This window comes from Collinsella sp. CLA-JM-H32 (assembly GCF_040098165.1).
Classification (GTDB): Bacteria; Actinomycetota; Coriobacteriia; order Coriobacteriales; family Coriobacteriaceae; genus Collinsella.
Window position 1 is genome coordinate 20,831 of record NZ_JBBNMZ010000003.1, and the last position, 21,277, is coordinate 42,107.

Consider the following 21,277-nt stretch of genomic DNA (forward strand, 5'->3'; position numbering starts at 1 on the left):
TTTCACGGTAGAATCTGCCAACGGTTGACGGCTACCGCTCGCGGCGTTTTGCCCTTCGTGTACAGCGGTCGGCTTCACAGGTCCTTCACGGGTTGGACTAAATTAGGCCAATTTGACTGAATTTCAAAAAAGTCAAAATTGGGGCTTGCGTCACGGCGAGACTTCCCGTATATTTTTTTCTTGCGCAAAGGCACAGCCGAGCGCAGCGATGCAGTCATTGGGATGTCGTCTAATGGCAGGACAGCGGATTCTGGTTCCGTCAATGGGGGTTCGACTCCCTCCATCCCAGCCATTGCATTTGCTACATATGGCCCGTTCGTCTAGCGGTTTAGGACGCCGCCCTCTCAAGGCGGAGATCACCAGTTCGAATCTGGTACGGGCTACCAAAATTGAACGCCCGGGCCTCGTAAGAGACCCGGGTTTTGTGTATTGACCGTATGTACGGCGCCTGCCGTGTTTCGCTCAGATCGAGGAGTAGCCATGGATCTGCCCATCAGCTTGCAAGACATCACGTATGCCGAGAACTATCTGGCGCAGGGCGACCTGGCTACGGCGACGCCGCTGCTGGAGCGTCTGGTAGAGCTCGCCGAGGAGTATATCGACGCTGAGTGCAAGACGGAGGAGAAGCGCCAATACTTTAGCTTCGATAGCAAGTTTGAGCGCTTGGCCTATCGCCGCGTGGAGAAGGATCCGCGCGAGCTCGTGCAGGTCGAGGTGCCGTTTGACCGCCTGTACTCTGATATGGCGTTTGTCTACATTCGCCAGCAGGATTATGTGAGCGCTCGTAATGCCCTGATGCAGGCTGTGCGTTGGGACCCCATGAACTGCAACTATCGCTTGGATTTGGCCGAGCTGTTCCGCGCACTCGAGGACAAGCAGGAATGGGCATCGCTCTCGTTCTCGGTGCTGGAGCGTGCAAGCGATGGCAAGTGCGCCGCCCGCGCTTACGCCAATCTAGGTCAGTACTTCTTGGAGCCCGAGACCGAGAACGTTTCGGCTGCCGTGGGCTGCGCGCGTCTGGCGCTGCGCCTGGCGCCCAACGATGCGCATACGACGCGCCTGCTCAACAAGATCCATACCACCTATCCGGATGCCGCCGATGAGAGCGACGACCACGTGATGGGTGAACTGGCCCTGCAAGGCGTGCCGACCTCGCCTTCGGCCGAGATTGCCATCTGCCTGATTATGTGCGCGACCGATGCTGCAAGTGACGGCGACAAGCAGGAGGCGACGCGCCTGACGGTGCGTGCTCGCGACTTGGTGGGCGAGGAGGCCTGCGCGGCGATTATCAAACTGGTGCGCGAGAGCGACGCCGAGCTCAATGCCGAGCGCAAGGCAAAGCGCGCAGGTGCCGACAAGGGAACCGATGGCGCCAAGGAGGCCGGCGATGCCCAGTAAGCGCGAGCGCAAACTCATTTCCAAGAATCGCTCGGCACATCACGAGTACTTTATCGATGAGACGTTTGAGTGCGGTATTGAGCTGAGCGGCACCGAGGTCAAGTCGATTCGCGAGCGCGCCTGTCAGATCACTGACACTTTTGCGCTGATTCGTGGCGGCGAGTGCTGGCTCGTCGGACTGCATATCCACCCTTATAGCCATGGTGGCGTGTGGAATCGCGATCCCGACCGTCGGCGTCGTCTGCTACTGCACCGCAAGGAGATCGACTTTCTTGACGGCAAACTTCGCAACCGTGGTTATGCGCTGGTTCCGTTGGAGCTCTACTTTAATACCGACGGCCGCGTAAAGCTGCTGCTGGGTCTGGGTCGCGGCAAGAAGCTCTACGACAAGCGCGAGGACATGGCCAAGCGTGATGTCCAACGCGAGATCGACCGCGCCCTCAAGGAACGCAACCGGTAGGCGCTCTATATAAGTTGCGGTGGAATACGGACTGTTTTGCCTGTTTGAGGGGCTATTCAGTCCCTATTTCACCGCAACTGCGGGCGTCTCATCTTTCTTACTGTTCTGACACATATGTCTCAAAGGCGGCGTCCGTTATGGGTGCCGCCTTTTTTGTGGGTACATACATTCATGAGGTTCCAACCCGAGCTAGGGGAGTGATCGTTATGGACAAAACTGCGTTCTTTACCATGCCGAGCGGTCTGTACGTGGTGAGCGCTGCGGCAGACGGGCTGCGCGCCGGCTGCGTCATCAACACTGCGGTGCAGGTGACGTCCATGCCGCCGCGTATTTCGGTTGCCGTGAACAAGGACAATGTCACCTCGGGCGTCATCGCATCGGCCAAAGCGTTCGCGCTGACCGTGATCGATCAGACGGCCGACATGCTCTACATCGGTAACTTTGGGTTCCGCACCAGCAGCGATTATGACAAGTTTGCCAAATACGAGACCCGCGAGACGGCTCTGGGCATGCCCTATGTGCCCGAGCATGCGGCGGCCCTGTTTAGCTGCCGTTTGATCGACACTGTGGATGTGGGCACGCATCTGCTGTTTATTGGCGAGGTCGAGGATGCCGAGCGCCTGAGCGACGAGACGCCGCTGACGTACGACTACTATCACAAGGTGCTAAAGGGCAAGACGCCGCCCAAAGCCTCGTCGTATCAAGGCTAGAAATGTTCTAAAAATACTTGCATTATGTTATTGAGAATATATACTAATAAGTAAGTACACCAACAGTCACGTTCGAGAGGAGAACATCATGGCTGAGGAGAAGAAGACGTATAAGTTTGTGTGCACCGTTTGCGGTTACGAGGTTGAGGTCGACACGCCCGAGCTGCCCGAGGACTACGTGTGCCCGGTCTGCGGCGTCGGCCCCGATGAGTTTGAGCTTGTCGAGGAGTAGCTCGTAGACACACGACTTGCAACAACATATAGCTCTGTCCAAGGGTCCCGGTCGAATTCTCGGCCGGCACCCTTTTGATTTATCTGACGGTTTAAAACGGTCTCACGTTTTACAGATTGAGACGTTATATCTGGACAGTCACGCCATCTCAATTACATTCCCGTTAGCAGCACGATGTCGAGAATCGTCACGATGACGCCGATCCCTACGAGCAGCGCGTTGAGCGGGCGCGAGTTGGCGTATTTGCCCATAACGCGGGGCGAACTGGTGAGTCGTATGAGCACAAAGACCGTAATCGGCAACTGAAGCGACAGCAGCGCCTGACTCCAGATGAGACCCTCAAAAGGATTCGGGACGACCAAGCACGCCGCCACTGCGCCGACGAAGCAGGCCGCCACCCCGATCGAGGAATGTCGGTCGTGGATGTCGTATTCCTCGTCGAACATGCCCGCGGTGATGGTGCCCGCCGCCATGCCCGCCGTCACACTACTCGATAGTCCCGCAAACAGCAGTGCCACCGCAAAGATGGTCGAGCTTGCCGGGCCCAGAATGGGGGAGAGCGTGGCCGCTGCGACGGCGAGGTCGTCTACGACCATGCCGTGCGCAAAGAAGGTCGTTGCGGCCAGGATGACCATGGCCGAGTTGATTGCCCAGCCCACGCCCATCGAAAAGAGCGTGTCGAAGAGCTCGTAGCGCAGACGTTCTTCGATAACCTGCTCGCCTTGGCCTTCAAAGTGCATGGATTGGATGACCTCGGAGTGCAGGAAGAGGTTGTGGGGCATAACGACCGCGCCTAGGACACTTACGATAATCGCGGCCGAGCCGGTGGGCATACAGGGTGTGATCCAGCTTGCGGCGGCTTGCGGCCAGTCGACCTTGACTAGTGCAAGCTCGGCTAAAAACGAAAGTCCTACCACGCCTACGAAGGCGATGATCCATCGCTCGGCGCGTTTGTAGGAGCTTGTCATGAGCATGGCAATCGATGCCGCCGCCACGATGATACAGCCGGCGCGTACGGGCAGGCCAAAGAGCATTTGAAGCGCGATCGCACCGCCCAGGACTTCGGCCATGGCGGTGGCGACCGTGGCTAGATACGCGCTGCCGAGTATCGCACGCCCGACGAGGCGGGGTAGGTGGCGCGTCGTGGCCTCGGCAAGACACATGCCCGTGGCGATGCCCAGGTGCGCCGCGTTGTGCTGCAGCACGATGAGCATGATCGTGGACAGCGTGACGATCCACAGCAGCGCGTAGCCAAACTGCGAGCCCGCGGCCATATTGGAGGCCCAGTTGCCCGGGTCGATAAAGCCGACGGTGACGAGCAACCCGGGGCCGATATGCCGCGCAATGTCTAGGCCTCCGTGACCACCGGTGCGCCGGGAACCAAAGTGTTGTTTGAGATGGTTGAGCATGGTGCACTCCTGCGTGCCGTTTGTTTGACGCCGTAAAGGGTACCCGTTTTAGGCTTAAAGGTTAACCGAGACTAACAAAATTGTTGTATTTGAATAGGATGGGGAAAGGAGTTGCCGAAATGTCTTGATCTGTAACAACTAGGGATGGAAATTGGACCTAGGTGTTACAGATCGAGACAGGAAGAAATGGTCCTATGGAAAATCTCGATCTGTAACAGTTAGCTGCAAAAACCGGCCCTTCGTGTTACAGATCGAGACATTCGGAACTGTCTCTCGAAAACATCTCAATCTGTAACATCTAGGCGCCAAAATTGGGTCTTCCTGTTACAGATTGAGATGTTTGAAGCGGTGAGCTTACAGGCCGAACTCGGGGCCCTTGTTGCCGTCCTTGAGGTCGGCGGTGTCCACTCGTAGGGCGTGCGTTACGCGATTGTTTCGAAACGGGCGGGAAACACAACGGGCCGGCGATGCACCTAGTATGCCTAGTCAACTGACTGTCTAACACCTAGGGGAGGATCGCGATGCAGGCAGATTTCGCTCAGCAGCGGGGCCTTTATCGCCCCGAATTCGACCACGATGCATGTGGCATCGGCGCGCTCGCCGATATCAACGGTGAGCGCCATCACCAGATTCTGGACGATGCACTGTCCATTCTGGTCAACTTGGAGCACCGCGGCGGCACGGGACTCGAGAAGAACACCGGCGACGGCGCTGGCATCCTGTTCCAGGTTCCGCATCACTTTTTCCGTAAAGAGGCTCAAAAGTGCGGCCAGATTCTGCCGGCAGAGGGCGACTATGGCGTGGCCATGCTGTTCTTCCCGCAGGACGACAAGGGCGCAGAGGATGCCCGTCGCGTGTTTGAGGAGGGCTGCGCCGAGGCCGGCGTGCCGCTGCTCTTTTGGCGCGAGGTGCCCGTCGACCCGCACGACCTGGGTGAGACGGCCCGCGCCTGCATGCCTACTATCCTGCAGGCTTTCCTGGGCCGTCCGGACGATACGCCCGCCGGCGACGCCTTCGAGCGCCGTCTGTACGTGTGCCGCCGCACCATCGAAAAGAAGGCCGACGCCGAGTTCGCCCTGCGCGACAAGATCTTCTATGTGTGCTCCATGAGTTCGCGCACCATCGTGTACAAGGGCATGCTTGTGGCCACGCAGATGCGCCGCTTCTTCATCGATCTCAACGACGCCGCCGTCAAGACGGCCGTGGCGCTCGTCCACTCGCGCTACTCCACCAACACCACGCCCAGTTGGGAGCGCGCGCACCCCAACCGCTTTATCATCCACAACGGCGAGATCAACACCCTCAAGGGCAACGTCAACTGGATTCGCGCCCGCGAACCCAACCTGTACAGCCCCGTGCTGCAGCACGATCTTGAGCGCGTGATGCCCATCATTAACCGCGAGGGTTCCGACTCCGCGATTCTGGACAATGTGCTTGAGTTCCTGGTCATGAACGGTCGCCCGCTCACGCGTGCCGCGTCCATGTTGCTGCCCGAGCCGTGGGACCACAACGACAGCCTGAGTGAGGAGCGCCGCGCCTACGACGCTTACCAGTCCATGCTCATGGAGCCGTGGGACGGTCCTGCCGCTATCGCCTTTACCGACGGCCGTACCCTGGGTGCCGCCCTCGACCGTAACGGCCTGCGCCCGGCTCGCTACTACGTGACGCGCGACGGCCGCTTTATGTTGGCGAGTGAGGTGGGCACCATCGAGGTGAGCCCCGAGAACATCCTGACGAGCGGCTGTCTGGGGCCGGGCCAGATGCTCGAGGTCGACTTTGCCCGCGGCCGCGTGATCTACAACGACGAGCTGCGCGCTCGTTACGCCAAGGAAAAGCCCTATCGCGACTGGATCGCCGAGGAGACGCTGACCGTCGACGCGCTCGACAAGCCCGTCGCGCCCACGCCCGCCGAGGATACCGAGGTGCCCGCCGCCGTGCGCATGGCCAAGCTCGGGTATCACTGGGATGATGTTGACGAAGTCGTGCGTCCCATGGCCCAGCAGGGCAAGGCGCCGCTCGCCTCGATGGGTATCGATGCGCCGCTGGCCTGCCTGTCCAAGAAGACGCGCTCGTTCTTTGACTACTTCTATCAGCTGTTCGCCCAGGTCACGAACCCGCCCATCGACGCCCTTCGCGAGCATATGGTCACCTCGACCACGCTCTACCTGGGCAACCACGGCAACCTGCTCGAGGACTCTCGTACGGCCTGCCAGCTGGTTCGCCTGGAGCGCCCACTGCTGAGCGAGGAGGAGTTCGACCGCATTTGCGCCATCGACCGCGTGGGCTTTAAGACCCGCCGTTTCCGTGCCGTCTACCGCCGCGATGCCGGCGAGGGCGCGCTGCAGGCTGCGCTCAAGCAGCTTGCCGAAGACGTCGAGGCTGCGGTTCGCGATGGCGTGAACATCGTGGTGCTGAGCGACCGTGCCGCTGCGGGCGAGGTGCCCGTGCCGTCGCTGCTCGCCGTGGGCTGCGTGCACAACCACCTGATCCGTGCCGGCGTGCGTACCTTTGCCGACATCGTGGTGGAGTGTGGCGACGCCGTGTCCCCGCACGACTTTGCGGCGCTGGTGGGCTACTCCGCGAGCGGCATCTATCCGTACAACGCGCATGCGTGCATTCGCGACTTGGCGGCGCACGGCGATCTGGACGTGACAGCCGAGCAGGGCATCGCCAACTACAACAAGGCTGCGACCGCCGGCATCGTCTCCATCATGTCCAAGATGGGCATCTCCACGGTGCAGAGCTACCACTCCGCGCAGATCTTCGAGGCCGTGGGCTTTACGCCGGAGTTTGTCAACGCGTACTTCGCCGGCACGGTGAGCCGTGTGGGCGGTATGGGTGTCGAGGACGTCGAGCGCGAGCAGAATGAGCGCTACGACGCCGCGCTCGCTATCCTTAAGAGCCCGGCTCCCGATCAGCTGCCCACGTTGGGTCTGACCAAGTGGCGCCCGCTCGGCGGCGAGGATCACCTCATCGATCCGCAGACTGTCTACTTGCTGCGGACCGCCTGCCGTGAGGACAGCTACGACACCTTTAAGGAGTACAGCGCCCGCCTGCACCGCACCGGCCGTGCCGTGCGCCTGCGCGACCTGCTGGACTTTGATGCCGGCGGCCGCACCCCGGTGGCACTCGACGAGGTCGAGCCCGCGCTCAACATCGTTCGCCGCTTTAACACCGGCGCCATGTCGTACGGTTCCATCAGCAAGGAAGCACACGAGTGCATGGCCATCGCCATGAACCGCCTGCACGGCCGTTCCAACTCGGGCGAGGGCGGCGAGGATCCGCGCCGTGAGACCCCGCTGGCTAACGGTGACTCCAAGAATTCCGCCATCAAGCAGGTGGCAAGCGCGCGCTTTGGCGTGACGAGCCGCTACCTGTGCAGCGCCTTTGAGATTCAGATCAAGATGGCCCAGGGCGCCAAGCCCGGCGAGGGCGGCCACCTGCCCGGCAAGAAGGTCTACCCCTGGATCGCCGAGGTCCGTCAGTCCACGCCCGGCATCGGCCTGATCTCGCCTCCGCCGCACCACGACATCTACTCCATCGAGGACCTGGCGGAGCTTATCTTCGATCTTAAGAACGCCAACCCCGGCGCACGCGTGTCGGTCAAGCTGGTCAGCGAGGCCGGCGTCGGCACCGTCGCCACCGGTGTGGCCAAGGGTGCCGCCGACAAGATCTTGATCAGCGGCCACAACGGCGGCTCGGGTGCCGCTGCGCGCGATTCGATCTGGCACGCCGGTCTGCCGCTGGAGCTTGGCCTTGCCGAGGCCCAGCAGACGCTGCTGCAAAACGGCCTGCGCTCACGCGTGGTGCTCGAAGCCGACGGCAAGCTCATGGACGGCACCGATGTCGCCGTCGCCTGCCTGCTGGGTGCCGAGGAGTTTGGCTTTGCGACCATGCCGCTCATCTCCATGGGCTGCCTTATGCAGCGCGACTGCCAGCAGGATACCTGCCCGGCCGGCATCGCCACGCAAAACTGTCGCCTGCGTCGCGGCTTCCGCGGCAAGCCCGAGCACGTCGAGCACTTTATGCTCTTTGTTGCCGAGCAGCTGCGCGAGGTCATGGCGAGCCTGGGCTTCCGCACCGTCGACGAGATGGTCGGCCATCCCGAGTGCTTGCGCCAGATTGAGGTCCCGGGCAACCGCAAGGCCAACCTGCTCGATCTGTCGCCCGTGCTGGCGAGCGCGACCTGCGAGTTCGGTGCCCACATCCCGGGTGCCGACGGTCGTCACTTCCTGCCGCAGATGGCTGCGGACAGCGAGCTCGAAAAGACGCTCGACTCCACGTTGTTTGTGCCCTATACGGCCGATGCCCGTGCGCACCTGCGTCCGATTCGCTTCCGCGCCGATATCGCCAACGTCAACCGTTGCGTGGGCACCATCTTGGGCAACGCGGTGACCAAGGCGCATCCCGAGGGCCTGCCCGCCGGCTCCATCACCATCGATTGCGATGGTTCGGCCGGTCAGAGCTTTGGCGCCTTCCTGCCGCGCGGCATTACGCTCAACGTGTGCGGCGACGCCAACGACTACTTTGGCAAGGGCCTTTCGGGCGGCGAGGTGTCGGTGCGCCCCAACCCGCATGCGACCTACAAGTTCGACGAGAACATCATCGTGGGCAACGTTGCGTTCTTTGGCGCTACGAGTGGCCGCGGCTTCATTAACGGCCTGGCCGGCCAGCGCTTTGGCGTACGCAACTCCGGTGCCACGGTGGTGGTCGAGGGCTGCGGCAACCATGGCTGCGAGTACATGACGGGAGGTCTGGCGCTCATCCTGGGCGAGGTCGGGCAGAACTTCGCCGCCGGCATGACGGGCGGCGTGGCTTACGTCTTTGACCAGTACGGCACGCTCGATGCCCGTGTGAACCACGAGAGCGTTGAGCTTAAAGCCCCGACGGCCGGTGAGCTGGCGCAGATTCGTGCGCTCGTCCAGGAGCACGTGGACGCGACGCAGAGCCCGCGCGGCATTAAGTTGCTCTACAGCTTTGAGACGATGAGCAAGCACTTTGTGAAGGTCATTCCGACCGAGTACGAGCGCGTGCTGGCGATTGTCGCCGCCGCCGAGGCCGTCGGCAAGACGCATGAGCAGGCCGAGGAGCTGGCGTTTGACATTGTGACCGGTCGCGCCGACGCCGCCGATGTCGCTCGCTTTGATGTGGCGGGTGGTGTCGCTGGCGCTGTGCCCGCCGCCGCCAGCTCTGTTGCTTCGACCAAGAAGGAGGCGTAAGTGCCATGGGTAAGCCCGGTGCTTTTCTTGATATCGATCGCGTGACCCACGAGCTGCGCCCCGTGGAGGAGCGCAGCCGCGATTTCGATCCGCTGTACGTGGAGCTCGACGACGATGCGCGCCGTGCCCAGGCGAGCCGCTGCATGATGTGCGGTGTGGCGTTTTGTCAGATGGGCGCGAGCTTTGGCAAGGCACGTCCGAGCGGCTGTCCGCTGCACAACCTGATTCCCGAGTGGAACGAGCTAGTGTACCGCGGCCGTTGGGACGAGGCTGCCGAGCGCCTGTCACTCACCTCGCCCATGCCCGAGTTCACGAGCCGCGTGTGCCCGGCGCTGTGCGAGGCCGCATGCAACCTGGGCTCGGTCGATGGCCAGCCCACGACGATTCATGACAACGAGCGCGCGATCAGCGACCATGAGTGGGCCAACGGCGGTCCGCACCGCTTTGAGCCGGCAGGGGAGGGTGCACCCACGGTTGCCGTGGTGGGTTCCGGTCCCGCTGGTCTGGTGGCAGCATGGGAGCTTGCGCGTCGTGGCGCCCGCGTGACGGTGTTTGAGCGCGACGACCGCCCGGGCGGTCTGCTCATGTACGGCATTCCCAACATGAAGCTCGAGAAGTCCGTGGTCGAGCGTCGCGTGGCGCTCATGCGCGAGCTGGGCATTGTGTTCGAGCTGAGTGCCGACGTGAGCGATTCCAAGGTTACCGCCAAGCTCGACGACTTTGACGCCGTCGTGGTGGCTGCCGGCGCCCGTGCTCCGCGTGGGCTTTCGGCTGCGAACATTGATGCCCCGGGCGTGGTGTATGCCGTGGACTACCTGGCGGCTTCGATCGTCTCGGTGCTCGATGGCGGCGAGCCCGCGGTGAACGCGCGCGGCCTGGACGTTGTGGTCATTGGCGGCGGCGATACCGGTAACGACTGCGTGGGCACCGCGGTACGTCAGGGTGCGCGCAGCGTGCGCCAGTTTGAGTTCTTGCCGGCGGCGCCTGATGCGCGCGCGGCGAGCAACCCCTGGCCGCAGTGGCCCAACGTGAAGAAGACCGATTATGGCCAGCAGGAGGCCATCGCTGCCATGGGCGGCGAGATGCGCGCTTGGGGTGTGGATACGCTCGAGGTACTGTTGGACAAGAAGGGCGCGGCCGCGGGCCTGCGCGTGGTCGATCTGGATTGGTCGGCTGGCAAGCCCGAGCGCATCGCGGGCTCCGAGCACGAGGTGCCGGCCCAGCTGGTGCTCATCGCCTGCGGCTTTACGGGTCCCGAGCATGGCGTGTTCGACGCCGTTGGCGTGCCTGTTGCCACCGCTGGTCGTCCGCTGCCGGTGATGGCTGCCGAGGGCTCGCACCTTGCGGCCCGTGTCGACGGCGTCGCCGCGGGCGCCACACCGGTATACGTGGCCGGCGATGCTCGCAATGGCAGTTCGCTCGTGGTAAGCGCCATGGCCGACGCCCTGGCCTGCGCTGCCGAAGTCGCCGAGGCGCTGGAGCTGTAAAGTAGTCATTTAAGAGTGTCCCCAATGACTAGTCATTTTTTGTCTAGTCGTTGGGGACACTCTTTGCGAGCGATTTGCTCGTTTGTCGACGTACGGGTGTTTATTTGTCGACTTCTTGGGCTGTGGTCACCTGTTGTTTCTGTGGTGGCTGTGGGTATCTGGCTCAAAAGGGCGGGTTGGCCGTCTATGTTTACCTGCGGTTTTGTTGCGGTGCGCATTTTCGGTCAAGCTTTTCGTCAAGTGTTTGGTCAGCATCTGGTTTGCAGCCGGAGGCCTATTTTGCCCGCGCTGGTCGTGGCCGACCACCCTCCTCGTAAGCTCAAATTGAGGTCTATCAGTTTGAGGAGGATGCAATGACTGACCACGCTTTAGACCGAGCGCAGCTAGCCGAAGCCGTCGGCAACGATATTGCCGACATAGCCCATTTTTGGATGCTGCGGAAGTTCCAGTTTTTGGAGCCGGCGCGCGAACAGTTCGAGATCATTGTCGACCCGTGGCTCAGCTATTGCACCGAGCCTTCGCAAAACGAAATCATGGCCTACAACATGGCGTTTACCGATTGGCTGCTCTTCGAGCGCTCCTATCGCCATGGCAAGACGCTGCTCGAGCTGTATGTTGACGAGCCGCCGGCATCGCTTTCGCCTGCCTCGCTCAAGCGGCTCGAGCAGGTACGCGACACGCAGTATTTCTCGCGCTTTGGCATTTTGGACAAGGATCCTGCGAACGGCATAGTTGCGCTGAAGGATACGCGCACCGACCGTCGCTTTGATGTCTGCGACCCGCATATCGTGCAAAAGGAGCATTGGAGCGACGGCGCGATTGCGGTGCGCCTCGCTTGCGTCGACGATGTCTGGCTGACGGCGGGACAGCTCTATCTGTACGACATCGCGCGCCTGAGTGACACGGCAGTCGATGGGCCGGGTGCGGTGCATCCGGAGGACCTGCAGGATGGCTTTGACACCTCGTGCATCAGCTTCTTTTTGCGCCTGGTCCGCGACATCATGGGCGCCCAGGGGCGCTACGTAAAGTCCCTCAACATCTACGAACAAGAATGGGAGTAGGGGATGTGACTGGTGTCGCTGGGGTGGGACTGCAACGTATTCCGTCCCCCACATCCCCTCTTCCCTCCGTTAACCGATATGCTCGACTTTAGGTCGCTGCATTAGGTGATAATGGACAAATGTTCAAGTTAATCGTGAGGGAGGAGCTCGATATGGCGTCTGCCGATCGTTCCACGTTGTTTATCAATGCGACCGTCCTGGATGGTTCGGAGGATATGGAGCCGCAACCCGATATGGCCGTGACTGTTGAGCGCGGTGTCATCACGTGGATGGGGCCGAGTGCTGTGGCGCAGGCGCCTGCGGGTGCCGAGGTTATCGACCTGGCAGGTGCGTATCTCATGCCAGGCCTCATCAATATGCATGTGCATCTGTGCGGTTCGGGCAAGCCGGTTTCGGCGGGCGATGCGGGCGCGCTGATGAAGAAGCTCGATAATCCCGTGGGGCGCGCCATCGTGCGCCATATTCTTAAGGGCAGCGCCCAACAACAACTGGCAAGTGGCGTGACCACGGTGCGCGGCGCGGGCGACCCGCTGTTTGCCGATCTTGCCGTGCGCGATGCTATCGATGCCGGCAAGTATCAAGGTCCTCGCCTGGTGGCGCCGGGAACGGGTGTCACGGTGCCGGGCGGCCATGGTGCGGGTTTGTTCGCCCAGGTGGCCAACAGTCCCGCCGAGGCAGCCGAACAGGTGCGCGACCTGTATGCGCGCGGTGCCGACGTCATCAAGCTGTTCGTGACGGGCGGCGTGTTCGACGCTACCGAGGTGGGCGAGCCGGGTGTGCTGCGTATGCCGGTCGAGGTTGCCGCGGCGGCGTGCAAGGCGGCGCACGAGGTGGGCCTGCCGGTTATGGCTCATGTCGAGAGCACCGAAGGCGTGAAGGCCGCGCTTGAGGCCGGCGTCGATACGATCGAGCACGGTGCCCCGATGACTCCCGAGATCTTGGAACTGTACCGCGGCGCCGCGGGCACGCAGCTCGAGGGGCGTGCGCCCAGCGTTACCTGCACTATCAGCCCGGCGCTGCCGTTTGTATTGCTCGACCCGGAAAAGACCCATTCGACCGATACACAAAAGAAGAACGGTGACATCGTGTGCTTGGGCATCATCGAGAGCGCCCGTGCCGCACTGGAAGCTGGCGTTAAGGTGGGCCTTGGCACGGACTCGAGCTGCCCGTTCGTGACGCAGTACGACATGTGGCGTGAGGTGGCCTATTTTGCCAAGTATGTCGGCGTGGGCAACGCTTTCGCGCTGCATACGGCCACGCAGGTCAATGCCGAGCTGCTGGGGCTGGGCGGCGAGACCGGCACAATCGAGTGCGGCAAGGCCGCCGATATTCTGGTGACGCGCGAGAACCCGCTCGATGACCTGTGCGCACTGCGTGATCCGACGCACGTGATGTGTCGCGGTGATCTGGTGCGCAAGCTCAAGGTGAAGCGTATTCCCGAGGTGGACGCCGAGCTCGACGCGATTATGGCCATGCCTGCCGAGGCGTTGGCCGAGGAGCTTGCCCGCGATGGCGTGGCGTAAGCGCGCGATATGGCGATGCGACAAAGGGACAATCCTTTTGTCATAATCAGAAAAAGCCGAGGTCCCAGTGCGAGGCCTCGGCTTTTATTTGTCCCATAGTATGGCAGCTATGAGCGCGTCTCCATCTTGGCATGGCACTTGGGGCAGGTGACGCGGATCTTGCCTTTGCCCTTGGGAACGGAGAGCATCTGGCCGCAGTTGGGGCACTTAAGATAGGCCGTGGTCTTGCGGCCCTTCCACATCTTCTTGGCTGTGCGCTTGGCACGTTCAAAGTCTTCCTTGCTAGTACCGGCTGCGCGCGAGGCGTTGGCCGCTGCAGCTCCGCCGCCCAAGCTAGCTACAAACTTGCCCAAGCCGGGTACGTTTGCAGTCGCGGCGACAAAGGCCTCGTTCTCCTTGTGACGTGCGTCGATATTTTTGGACAGGCCGCGCAGCACGCCAATCACGATTACGGCGATGGCAATCCAGCTGAGCCACTGGATGCGGGCTATCGATCCGATCATCGCGATGACGATGCCGGCAAAACCCATCACGATGGTGAGTTCATCGGCACCATTGCGACCCTTCATAAAGTCATTCATGCAAATTGCCTTTCGTTCGATATGCTGCACGCCTTTATACCCGATTTAGAGCAAGGGGGACAGGTTAATCTGCACCAATGTGGTGCAAACATACCTGTCCCCGGAATACCAAGACGGTGCAAAGAAATCTGTCCCCAATGCCCCTATTACTTGGAGAGCTTGTCGACGACGCGTTCGATTTCGGCGAGCTTGGCGGCTTTGAGGTCTTCGTCGCCCGATTCGATTGCCGAAGTCACGCAGCCCTCGATATGCGCCTTGAGCACGTCGGCGTTAATGCGCGCGAGGAGCGCCTGCGTTGCCATGAGCTGCGTGGAAATATCGACGCAGTAACGGTCCTCCTCGACCATCCGCAAGATGCCGTCGATCTGGCCGCGTGCCGTCTTGAGCATGCGGGTCACCGATTTATGGTCTGCCATCATGTCGGGTCCTCGTTTCTGGTCGATCTTCCGGATGTCCCCGTCAGTTGCGGTGAAATACGGACCGTTTAAAGGCCTAGGGCGGCACAACAGTCCGTATTTCACCGCAACTTCTGAGGATTGAGTGGGCGGCGTCTGCTACGCGGCGGTCACCGAAAGGGCGTGGAACTTCTCGCCGGCGCCCTCGACGGCGGCGGCGAGCTGCTCGGCGGTCACGGTGTCGGCGCACTCCACCTGGACAGTCTGGGTCTCGTGATCGGCGTCGGCATCGGTCACGCCGACCACGTTGAGCAGCGCGGTCTCGACGGTGGCATCGCAATGGCCGCACATAAGGCCGGAAGTCTTGATTGTGTAACGCATGGGTATTCCTCTCTGTTGTGTCGGCTTTCCCAGGCACCCGACCTTGACCTTCAAGCCGTCGCTCGCGTACCAAAGTACGCGTCGCTCCTCTTTCAGGTCAATCTCGGCACCTGGAAAACCCATTCTAAATGGACGTAATAGTGAGCCTATTTTGCCACTTTAGGCTTAAAGGTTCGCAGGCGCAGAGCGTTGGAAACAACACACACGCTCGACAGGCTCATGGCGGCGGCGCCAAACATCGGCGAGAGTTGCCAACCGGTGAGGGGGAAGAACACGCCCGCCGCCAGCGGAATGCCGATGCCGTTGTAGAACAGCGCCCAGAACAGGTCCTGCTTGATGTTGCGAATTGTGGCGCGCGACAGCTCGATGGCACGGGTGACGTCCATGAGGTCGCTGCGCATGAGTACCACGTCGGCGCCCTCCTTGGCGATGTCGGCGCCGGTGCCGATAGCAAGGCCCACGTCGGCGCGCGCCAGGGCGGGGGAGTCGTTGATGCCGTCGCCTACCATGGCGACCTTGCCGCCCACATCCTGCAGCTCGCGGACGTGGCGCTCCTTGTCGGCAGGGAGGACGTCGGCGATGACCTGTTCGCTGCTCAGCCCCACGCGGCGGGCGATGGCCACGGCCGTCACGCGGTTGTCGCCGGTGAGCATGCGCACGTCGACGCCAAGCGAGCGCAGTGCGGCGATGGCCTCGGCGCTCGTCTCTTTGACCTCATCCGCCACGGCGATGGTACCGACAAGCTCGCTGTTCTTGGCAAAGAACAGCGGTGTCTTGCCCTCGGCGGCGAGCTGTTCGGCAAGACCCGCGGGCACGGTAACGCCCAGCTCGTTCATCAGGCGCATATTGCCGGCGGCAATGGCGTTTTGCCCCTCGCGCGCCGTAACGCCACGACCAGGCACGGCGGCAAAGTCCTCGACCGTGCGCGCGACAATTCCGCGCGTCTCGCACTCGGCCATAATCGCCTCGGCCAGCGGGTGCTCGCTCGAGCGCTCCAACGCGGCAGCGAGTTTCAGTAACGCCTTTTCACTCATAGTGGGCGAGCCGTCGGCGCGCGCGGCAACCACAATGTCGGTCACGGCAGGCTTGCCGCGGGTGACTGTGCCCGTCTTATCGAGCACCACGGTGCCCACGCTGCGCAGGTTCTCCAACGCCTCGGCGCTCTTGAACAGAATGCCCATCTCGGCGCCCTTGCCGGTGCCGACCATAATGGCGACGGGCGTGGCCAGGCCCAGCGCGCACGGGCAGCTGATTACCAGCACGGCCACGGCGGAGGTGAGCGCTTCGTTGATGCTTCCGGTCAGCACCATCCACGCCACAAAAGTTACGGCAGAGATTACAAACACCACGGGCACGAACACGCCGGCGACCTTGTCGGCCATGCGGGCGATGGGCGCCTTGGTGGCGTTGGCGTCCTCGACGAGCTGGATAATCTTGGCGAGCGACGTGTCGGCGCCCACACGCGTAGCGCGGAAGGTAAACGATCCGGTGCGGTTGACGGTGGCGGCGTTGACGGTGTCGCCGGCGGTCTTCTCCACGGGGATAGACTCGCCGGTCAGCGCACTTTCGTCCACGGCCGAAGCGCCCTCGAGTACGACGCCGTCGACAGGGATGGACTCGCCGGGGCGCACACGCAGCACCTGGCCGGGAAGGATGGCGTCGACGTCCACAGCGGTCTCGGTGCCGTCGTCGGCCACGATGGTCGCGGTCTTGGGCGCCAGGTCGATGAGCGCCTCGATGGCGCCGCCGGTCTTGGACTTGCTGCGCGTCTCGAGGTATTTGCCCACGGTGACCAGCGACAGGATCGTGCCGGCGCTCTCAAAATACAGATTGTCCATGCCCGTCATCATGGCCTCGTGGACCTGGCCCGCGGCCAGCTGGTCGGCCATGATAAACATGGCGTAGAGCGACCAGGCGATGGACGCGGTGGCGCCGACGGCGATGAGGGCGTCCATGGTGGGCGCGCCGTGCGCGAGTGATTTAAACCCGTTGATAAAGTACGCGTCGTTGACGTAGACGATGGGGATGAGCAGGACGAGCTCGGTGAGCGCGAGCGTCATGCTGTGGGTGTGGTCGGTGAAGACGCCGGGCAGTGGCCAACCGAGCATGTGCCCCATGCCTATGTAGAACAGCGGGATGAGGAAGATGATCGAGATGATGAGGCGGGTGCGCATGGCGGAGGCGGCGGCCTCCAGCTTTTTGGTGGGCGACTCCATATGGGCGGCGCCGGACCTGGCTTGCGCACTGCCGTTTGAGCCGGCGGCACCGGTGCCCGCGTCGACGGGTGAGGCCGAGTAGCCCGCGCGATCGACGGCGGTGCAGATGTCATCGGGGGTGACCTGCGCGGGGTCGTAGTCGACCAGCATGGAGCCGGCAAGCAGGTTGACCGCGACGCTTTGGACGCCGTCGAGCTTGCTCACGGCGCGGTCCACATGCGCCTGGCAGGCGGCGCACGTCATGCCGCCCACGTCGAACTTATCTTGAGCCATGGCTTCTCCTTTCTGTGGTTCGGTGTTGGAATTGTTAACCTGCTGATACTATACACCCATACCCCCTGGGGGTGTACAGTGGAGATTGAAATGTATGCCATTCTGTTATTGGCCGAGGTGATAGCCAGGTCGGCGGACCGTAGCCGGTCTAATGTCTCAATCTGTAACAACTAGACCCGTTTTTGTCGAGTAACTGTTACAGATCTAGATATTACATCGAGCCACAACTTAACGTCTCAATCTGTAACATCTGGGGACTGTTTTGCCTGCTAGATGTTGCAGATCGAGACAATCTCGGAGCAGATGCCCTGGCCGTTCAATGTAAAACGCCGGGGCGCCCGCGTGATGGGTGCCCCGGCGTATGCTGAGCAGGGTTTGCGAAGCGGTGGAAGGGAAGAGAAGCCGTCCTCCCGAAATCCTTACTCCTGACGACGTTTCTTGTCGGTTAGGAAGACGCCGGCGGCTACAAGCACGACGCCTCCGATGACAAACGTCTCACCGGCGAGCGCAGCATTGTCGCCTGTGATGGGAAGTGCCGAGTTGGCGGCCGTCTTGGCGTTGCCAGCAGACGGCTTTCCAGCAACCGGCTTAGCGGCAGCCTGCGTGATCTTGGCCTGCTCGGCCTTCGCTGCCTCTTGCTCCTGGCGGGCGATCTCGTCCTTCAGGGCTTGCTCGGCGGCTACGCGTTTTGCCTTCGCCTCGTTGTAGGCATTGAGCGCCGCGGTGTAGGCGGGCGTCGCAGCATCAAGGTCTGCCTGAGCGGCATCAAGTGCGGCCTTTGCGTTATGTTCTGCCTGCTTGGCGGCGACGCACTTGGCAAAGAGGGCATTGAGCGTATCGTTCGCGTTTGCATCGGAGCCGGTTGCGATGCCGTTTTCGACATTGACGGACTTGAGCTTTCCGAGAGCGGCGGCAGCGGCGTCCGGTGCGGCCTGAGAATTCTCGACCGCCTGCTCGGCATTCGCTACGGCATCATTCGTCGCACTAAGAGCAGTTTCGGCCGCAGTCACTGCTGCGTCGGCGTCCTTCTTGGCTGCCTCGGCCGTGGCGAGATTATCGGCCGCGTTGTTCAACGCATCGGCATGTGCCTGCTTTGAAGCAAAGTCGTTTTCCGCCGTGGTCAGATCGCTCGCGGCGTGCTCCGCGGTCGCCGCCTTGGCCTCGACGCCGTCCTTGGCGATAGTGAGGGCCTGCTTCTTGGCAGCCGCGTCGCGCTCCGCCTTTTCAAGAGCGCTCTGGGCAGACGTCTGAGCCGCCGTGGCTTCATCGAGCGTTTGATGGGCCTTGTCAGCCTTCTCCTGGGCCGCAGCAACATCGGCAGAATACTTGGCAAGTTCCTTCCTTGCATCTTGCAGAGCCTGCTGCTTTAAGAGAGCCTCTGCCTTGGCGTCATCAACCTTCTTCTGACTCTGAGCGGCTTGCTCTTGCGATGCCTTAAGCTCGGCGCGCTTCTGGTTGACGACCTGCTCTGCGGGCGCCACGTTGCTTTGGGCGGCTTTAACCTGGTCTTCGGCTTCGGCAACTTTTCCGTTTGCCTTGGCGAGATTCTGCTCTGCTTGAGCGACCTCGGCAGCGGCACCTGCCACGTTGCCATTTTCGGTGGCAAGGTTGCTGTTCGCGGTATCAACGCCTTCTCGCTTTTGAGCGACGAGGGTCTCTGCTGCCTTTACGGCATCGGCTTTCGATGCCGCTGTGCTGCGCTTTTGCTCAAGGTTCGCTTTTGCAGCGGCAAGGTTTTCGCTGGCCTTGGAGAGACTCAGCTGATACTGATCAAAGAGACTCTCGAGTTCATCGATTGAATATTCTTTCTCGTACGAACCGTAGTTGTCGTCAACCTCCAAGATGTAGGTATATGAGAGATGAGTTCCTCGAGAATTAATGCCGTATCCCATGGTTTTGGCGTCAGGCTGTACGATATTCAAATAGTGGCCGACGGTGCCAAAGCCTACCTTTTGCTCTCCGAATTCGGTGCCGTGGCTCCAGAAAGTATCCCAAGCATCTTTGGGGGCAATTTCGCCAAGGCCGGCTTTCGCTGCGGCCTGGTCAAATATATTCTTTTCCTCATCAACCCACTGGTGTGCGACATTTCTTTTCAAGTCATAGTTCCATGCGGCATTTTCGAATCGCGCATAGTCTGAATGGTCTAGCATGGCGTCTGAGTAATTGGAGTTCGACTGAGCAATTGCCATCTGCTCGGCCGTCACCTTAAGCTCGCTAAGGCCGACGCTTTTGCGATATTCATTAATCTCGCGCAGCTTGCCAAACGAAAGCTTGGCGTTGTCGAGTGACGTGCCGTCCTTTTTATCGCCGATGGTCGTTGGGTTTAAGTCGCTCTGCTTATAGATGATGTCTGCAGCATCGTTGGCACCGATGAATTGGTAAAAGCCGATGACGCTCTGCGCCTCCGCCGTCGTAGCCTTATCGGCTGCCGCCTTGCACGTATCGTATGCTTTCTGTGCATCGACAACGGCTTGATCGGCGGCCGCCTGGTTTGTCTTGGCAGTTTCGAGCGCCTTGTCTGCTTGCTCCTTCTCGGCTTTTGCCTGGTCGACTTGTTTCTGAGCGGCCTTTGCCTTCTCCAGCTCGGCAGCATGCACCTGCTTTGCCGAGGTCAACTCCGATTGCGCCGCATCGGCTTTCGCCTGGGCTGCCGTTACATCATTTTCGGCTGCTGCGACTGTCTGCTTCTTGGCTTCGAGCTCGCTTTCGGCACCGGTGAGGGCGTCCCGCTTGGATGCAACGTCACTATTTGCCTGAGAAAGACCTGCTTCGGCAGCCGCCTGCTGCTGCTTCGCCTGATCGAGTGCGCTTTGGGCGGCATCGACCTTTGCCTGAGCGGCGTCATACTCCGGGCCCTCGGCGCCTGCCTTTGCGGCTGCCAAATCGGCTTGCGCGCTGTCATACGCTGCCTGTGCCGCGACTACCTTACCATCCGCGGCGGTCTTTGCCTGTTGAGCGGAAGCCAGCGTGCCTGACGCCTCGTTGTAAGCGCTCTGCGCGGCGCTCCGAGCCTGCTGGGCATCGGCGAGTGCGGAGTCGGCAGCGGTTTTTGCGGCCTTTGCCTGGTCAAGAACCTTCTGGGCATCTGCGGCAGACTGCTCGGCGGCCTTGATTTCCTCCGGCGTTGCGTTGGCGGCTGCCTTCTGGGCTTCCTCAAGCTTGGCCCGTGCGTCGGCTGCCGCCTGCTTTGCGGAGTCGAGTGCCTTCGTCTTGCTTTCGGCATCGGCCTTGGCCGTGTCGAGCTTGCTCTGGGCATCCTTTAACGTGGCGCTGGCGCTGTTGGCCGCCTTGACGCTTTCATCGAGTTGACGGGCGTATTCGGCACGCGCGGCGGCTTCTGCCTGCGAATTGTTGGAGACGGAAGCGTCGTAGGCAGTCTGGGCGTTGTCGCGGACCGTCTGCTTTTCGGTATAGGGGGCAACCGCCGTGTCGTAGTCGGACTTGGCTTCTGCCTCGGCAGCCTTTGCGGCGTCGATTGCGGCCTGCAAGTCGGCAATTTTCTGGGCGTTCGTCTTTACTGCGGAGCCTGCCGCCTCGCCGGCGTGGGCGGCGAGCGGGGACATGATTGCGTCCTGTGCCGTGGTGTCGCTCAGATCGTTGGCAAATGCCGAGAACGGGGCGAGCAACGACGAGCCGGTCATTGCGATGGTGGTGGCTGCGGTGACGGCGAGTCGCGCGGTCTTGTGACCCGCGAATGCGCGATGGGGCTCGGCGCCGCCTGAGACTTCCAAGTGTTTAGGTGCGTACTTTGCCATTTCTTCTCCCAATCGTTGAAGGGGTACCTATGACAATTCGTACGTTACGACCGCCGAAAGGGTTTCTGTTGCGCAACATTGGCAAGAAAATATCGACACACTTGAGTCACATTTATGAGTCGAAGTTCTCGGCAAGCTAATGTCTCGTTCTGTAACATCTGGCAGCAAATATGACCT

General features: G+C 61.4%; 14 protein-coding genes and 2 tRNA genes. 10 read left to right on the forward strand and 6 right to left on the reverse strand.

Translation table 11 applies throughout. The features are described 5' to 3' along the window. The first annotated feature begins 218 nt into the window (after positions 1-218). The 6 genes from AAA021_RS02340 (at position 219) to AAA021_RS02365 (ending at position 2,800) form a co-directional block, all read left to right on the forward strand. A tRNA-Gln gene (locus tag AAA021_RS02340) sits at positions 219-292 on the forward strand. A gap of 17 nt (positions 293-309) precedes the next feature. Further along, a tRNA-Glu gene (locus AAA021_RS02345) sits at positions 310-386 on the forward strand. A gap of 94 nt (positions 387-480) precedes the next feature. Next, on the forward strand, positions 481-1,398 hold the full coding sequence (locus AAA021_RS02350; protein ID WP_349087791.1) for a hypothetical protein: 918 nt from the start codon (positions 481-483) through the stop codon (positions 1,396-1,398). Beyond that, positions 1,388-1,858 (forward strand): SsrA-binding protein SmpB, encoded by a 471-nt coding sequence (gene smpB, locus AAA021_RS02355; RefSeq protein WP_006235325.1) that lies wholly within the window; start codon positions 1,388-1,390, stop codon positions 1,856-1,858. Before AAA021_RS02350 ends, smpB begins: the two co-directional genes overlap by 11 nt. Before the next feature lie 206 nt (positions 1,859-2,064). Then, positions 2,065-2,568 carry a flavin reductase family protein gene (locus AAA021_RS02360; protein WP_117746556.1) on the forward strand — a complete coding sequence of 168 codons (504 nt, stop codon included), beginning with the start codon at positions 2,065-2,067 and terminating at the stop codon, positions 2,566-2,568. An 88-nt stretch (positions 2,569-2,656) separates the two neighbouring features. Continuing rightward, positions 2,657-2,800 (forward strand): rubredoxin-like domain-containing protein, encoded by a 144-nt coding sequence (locus AAA021_RS02365; protein ID WP_006235327.1) that lies wholly within the window; start codon positions 2,657-2,659, stop codon positions 2,798-2,800. 152 nt (positions 2,801-2,952) lie between these two features. Here AAA021_RS02365 and AAA021_RS02370 read toward each other — a convergent pair whose 3' ends face one another. Continuing rightward, complete coding sequence (locus tag AAA021_RS02370) at positions 2,953-4,209, reverse strand: Nramp family divalent metal transporter (protein ID WP_349087792.1); 1,257 nt, start codon at positions 4,207-4,209, stop codon at positions 2,953-2,955. 521 nt (positions 4,210-4,730) lie between these two features. Between AAA021_RS02370 and gltB the strand changes: the two genes are divergently transcribed. The 4 genes from gltB to AAA021_RS02390 all read left to right on the forward strand — a co-directional run bounded on the left by gltB (position 4,731) and on the right by AAA021_RS02390 (position 13,499). Next, positions 4,731-9,428, forward strand: a complete 4,698-nt coding sequence (gene gltB, locus AAA021_RS02375) for a glutamate synthase large subunit (protein ID WP_349087794.1) — start codon at positions 4,731-4,733, stop codon at positions 9,426-9,428. Between the two features lie 5 nt (positions 9,429-9,433). Beyond that, a complete protein-coding gene (locus AAA021_RS02380) occupies positions 9,434-10,915 on the forward strand; it encodes a glutamate synthase subunit beta (RefSeq protein WP_260699769.1) in 1,482 nt (493 codons plus the stop codon). 353 nt (positions 10,916-11,268) lie between these two features. After that, a complete protein-coding gene (locus AAA021_RS02385) occupies positions 11,269-11,976 on the forward strand; it encodes a hypothetical protein (RefSeq protein ID WP_349087795.1) in 708 nt (235 codons plus the stop codon). A 152-nt stretch (positions 11,977-12,128) separates the two neighbouring features. After that, positions 12,129-13,499: an amidohydrolase family protein gene (locus AAA021_RS02390; RefSeq protein WP_349087797.1), complete on the forward strand. Its 1,371-nt coding sequence runs from the start codon at positions 12,129-12,131 to the stop codon at positions 13,497-13,499. Between the two features lie 107 nt (positions 13,500-13,606). Here the strand turns inward: AAA021_RS02390 and AAA021_RS02395 are convergent, their stop codons facing one another. From AAA021_RS02395 to AAA021_RS02415, 5 genes are all read right to left on the reverse strand, one after another. Then, positions 13,607-14,080, reverse strand: coding sequence for a hypothetical protein (locus AAA021_RS02395; RefSeq protein ID WP_055310332.1), 474 nt, complete (start codon positions 14,078-14,080; stop codon positions 13,607-13,609). Positions 14,081-14,226: 146 nt separating this feature from the next. Continuing rightward, positions 14,227-14,499, reverse strand: a complete 273-nt coding sequence (locus AAA021_RS02400) for a metal-sensing transcriptional repressor (RefSeq protein ID WP_022094020.1) — start codon at positions 14,497-14,499, stop codon at positions 14,227-14,229. Between the two features lie 135 nt (positions 14,500-14,634). Continuing rightward, positions 14,635-14,856, reverse strand: coding sequence for a heavy-metal-associated domain-containing protein (locus AAA021_RS02405; RefSeq protein ID WP_117634829.1), 222 nt, complete (start codon positions 14,854-14,856; stop codon positions 14,635-14,637). A gap of 146 nt (positions 14,857-15,002) precedes the next feature. Next, a complete protein-coding gene (locus tag AAA021_RS02410; RefSeq protein WP_349087799.1) occupies positions 15,003-17,345 on the reverse strand; it encodes a heavy metal translocating P-type ATPase in 2,343 nt (780 codons plus the stop codon). Between the two features lie 419 nt (positions 17,346-17,764). Continuing rightward, on the reverse strand, positions 17,765-21,100 hold the full coding sequence (locus AAA021_RS02415) for a CAP domain-containing protein (RefSeq protein WP_349087801.1): 3,336 nt from the start codon (positions 21,098-21,100) through the stop codon (positions 17,765-17,767). Between the last annotated feature and the right edge of the window lie 177 nt (positions 21,101-21,277).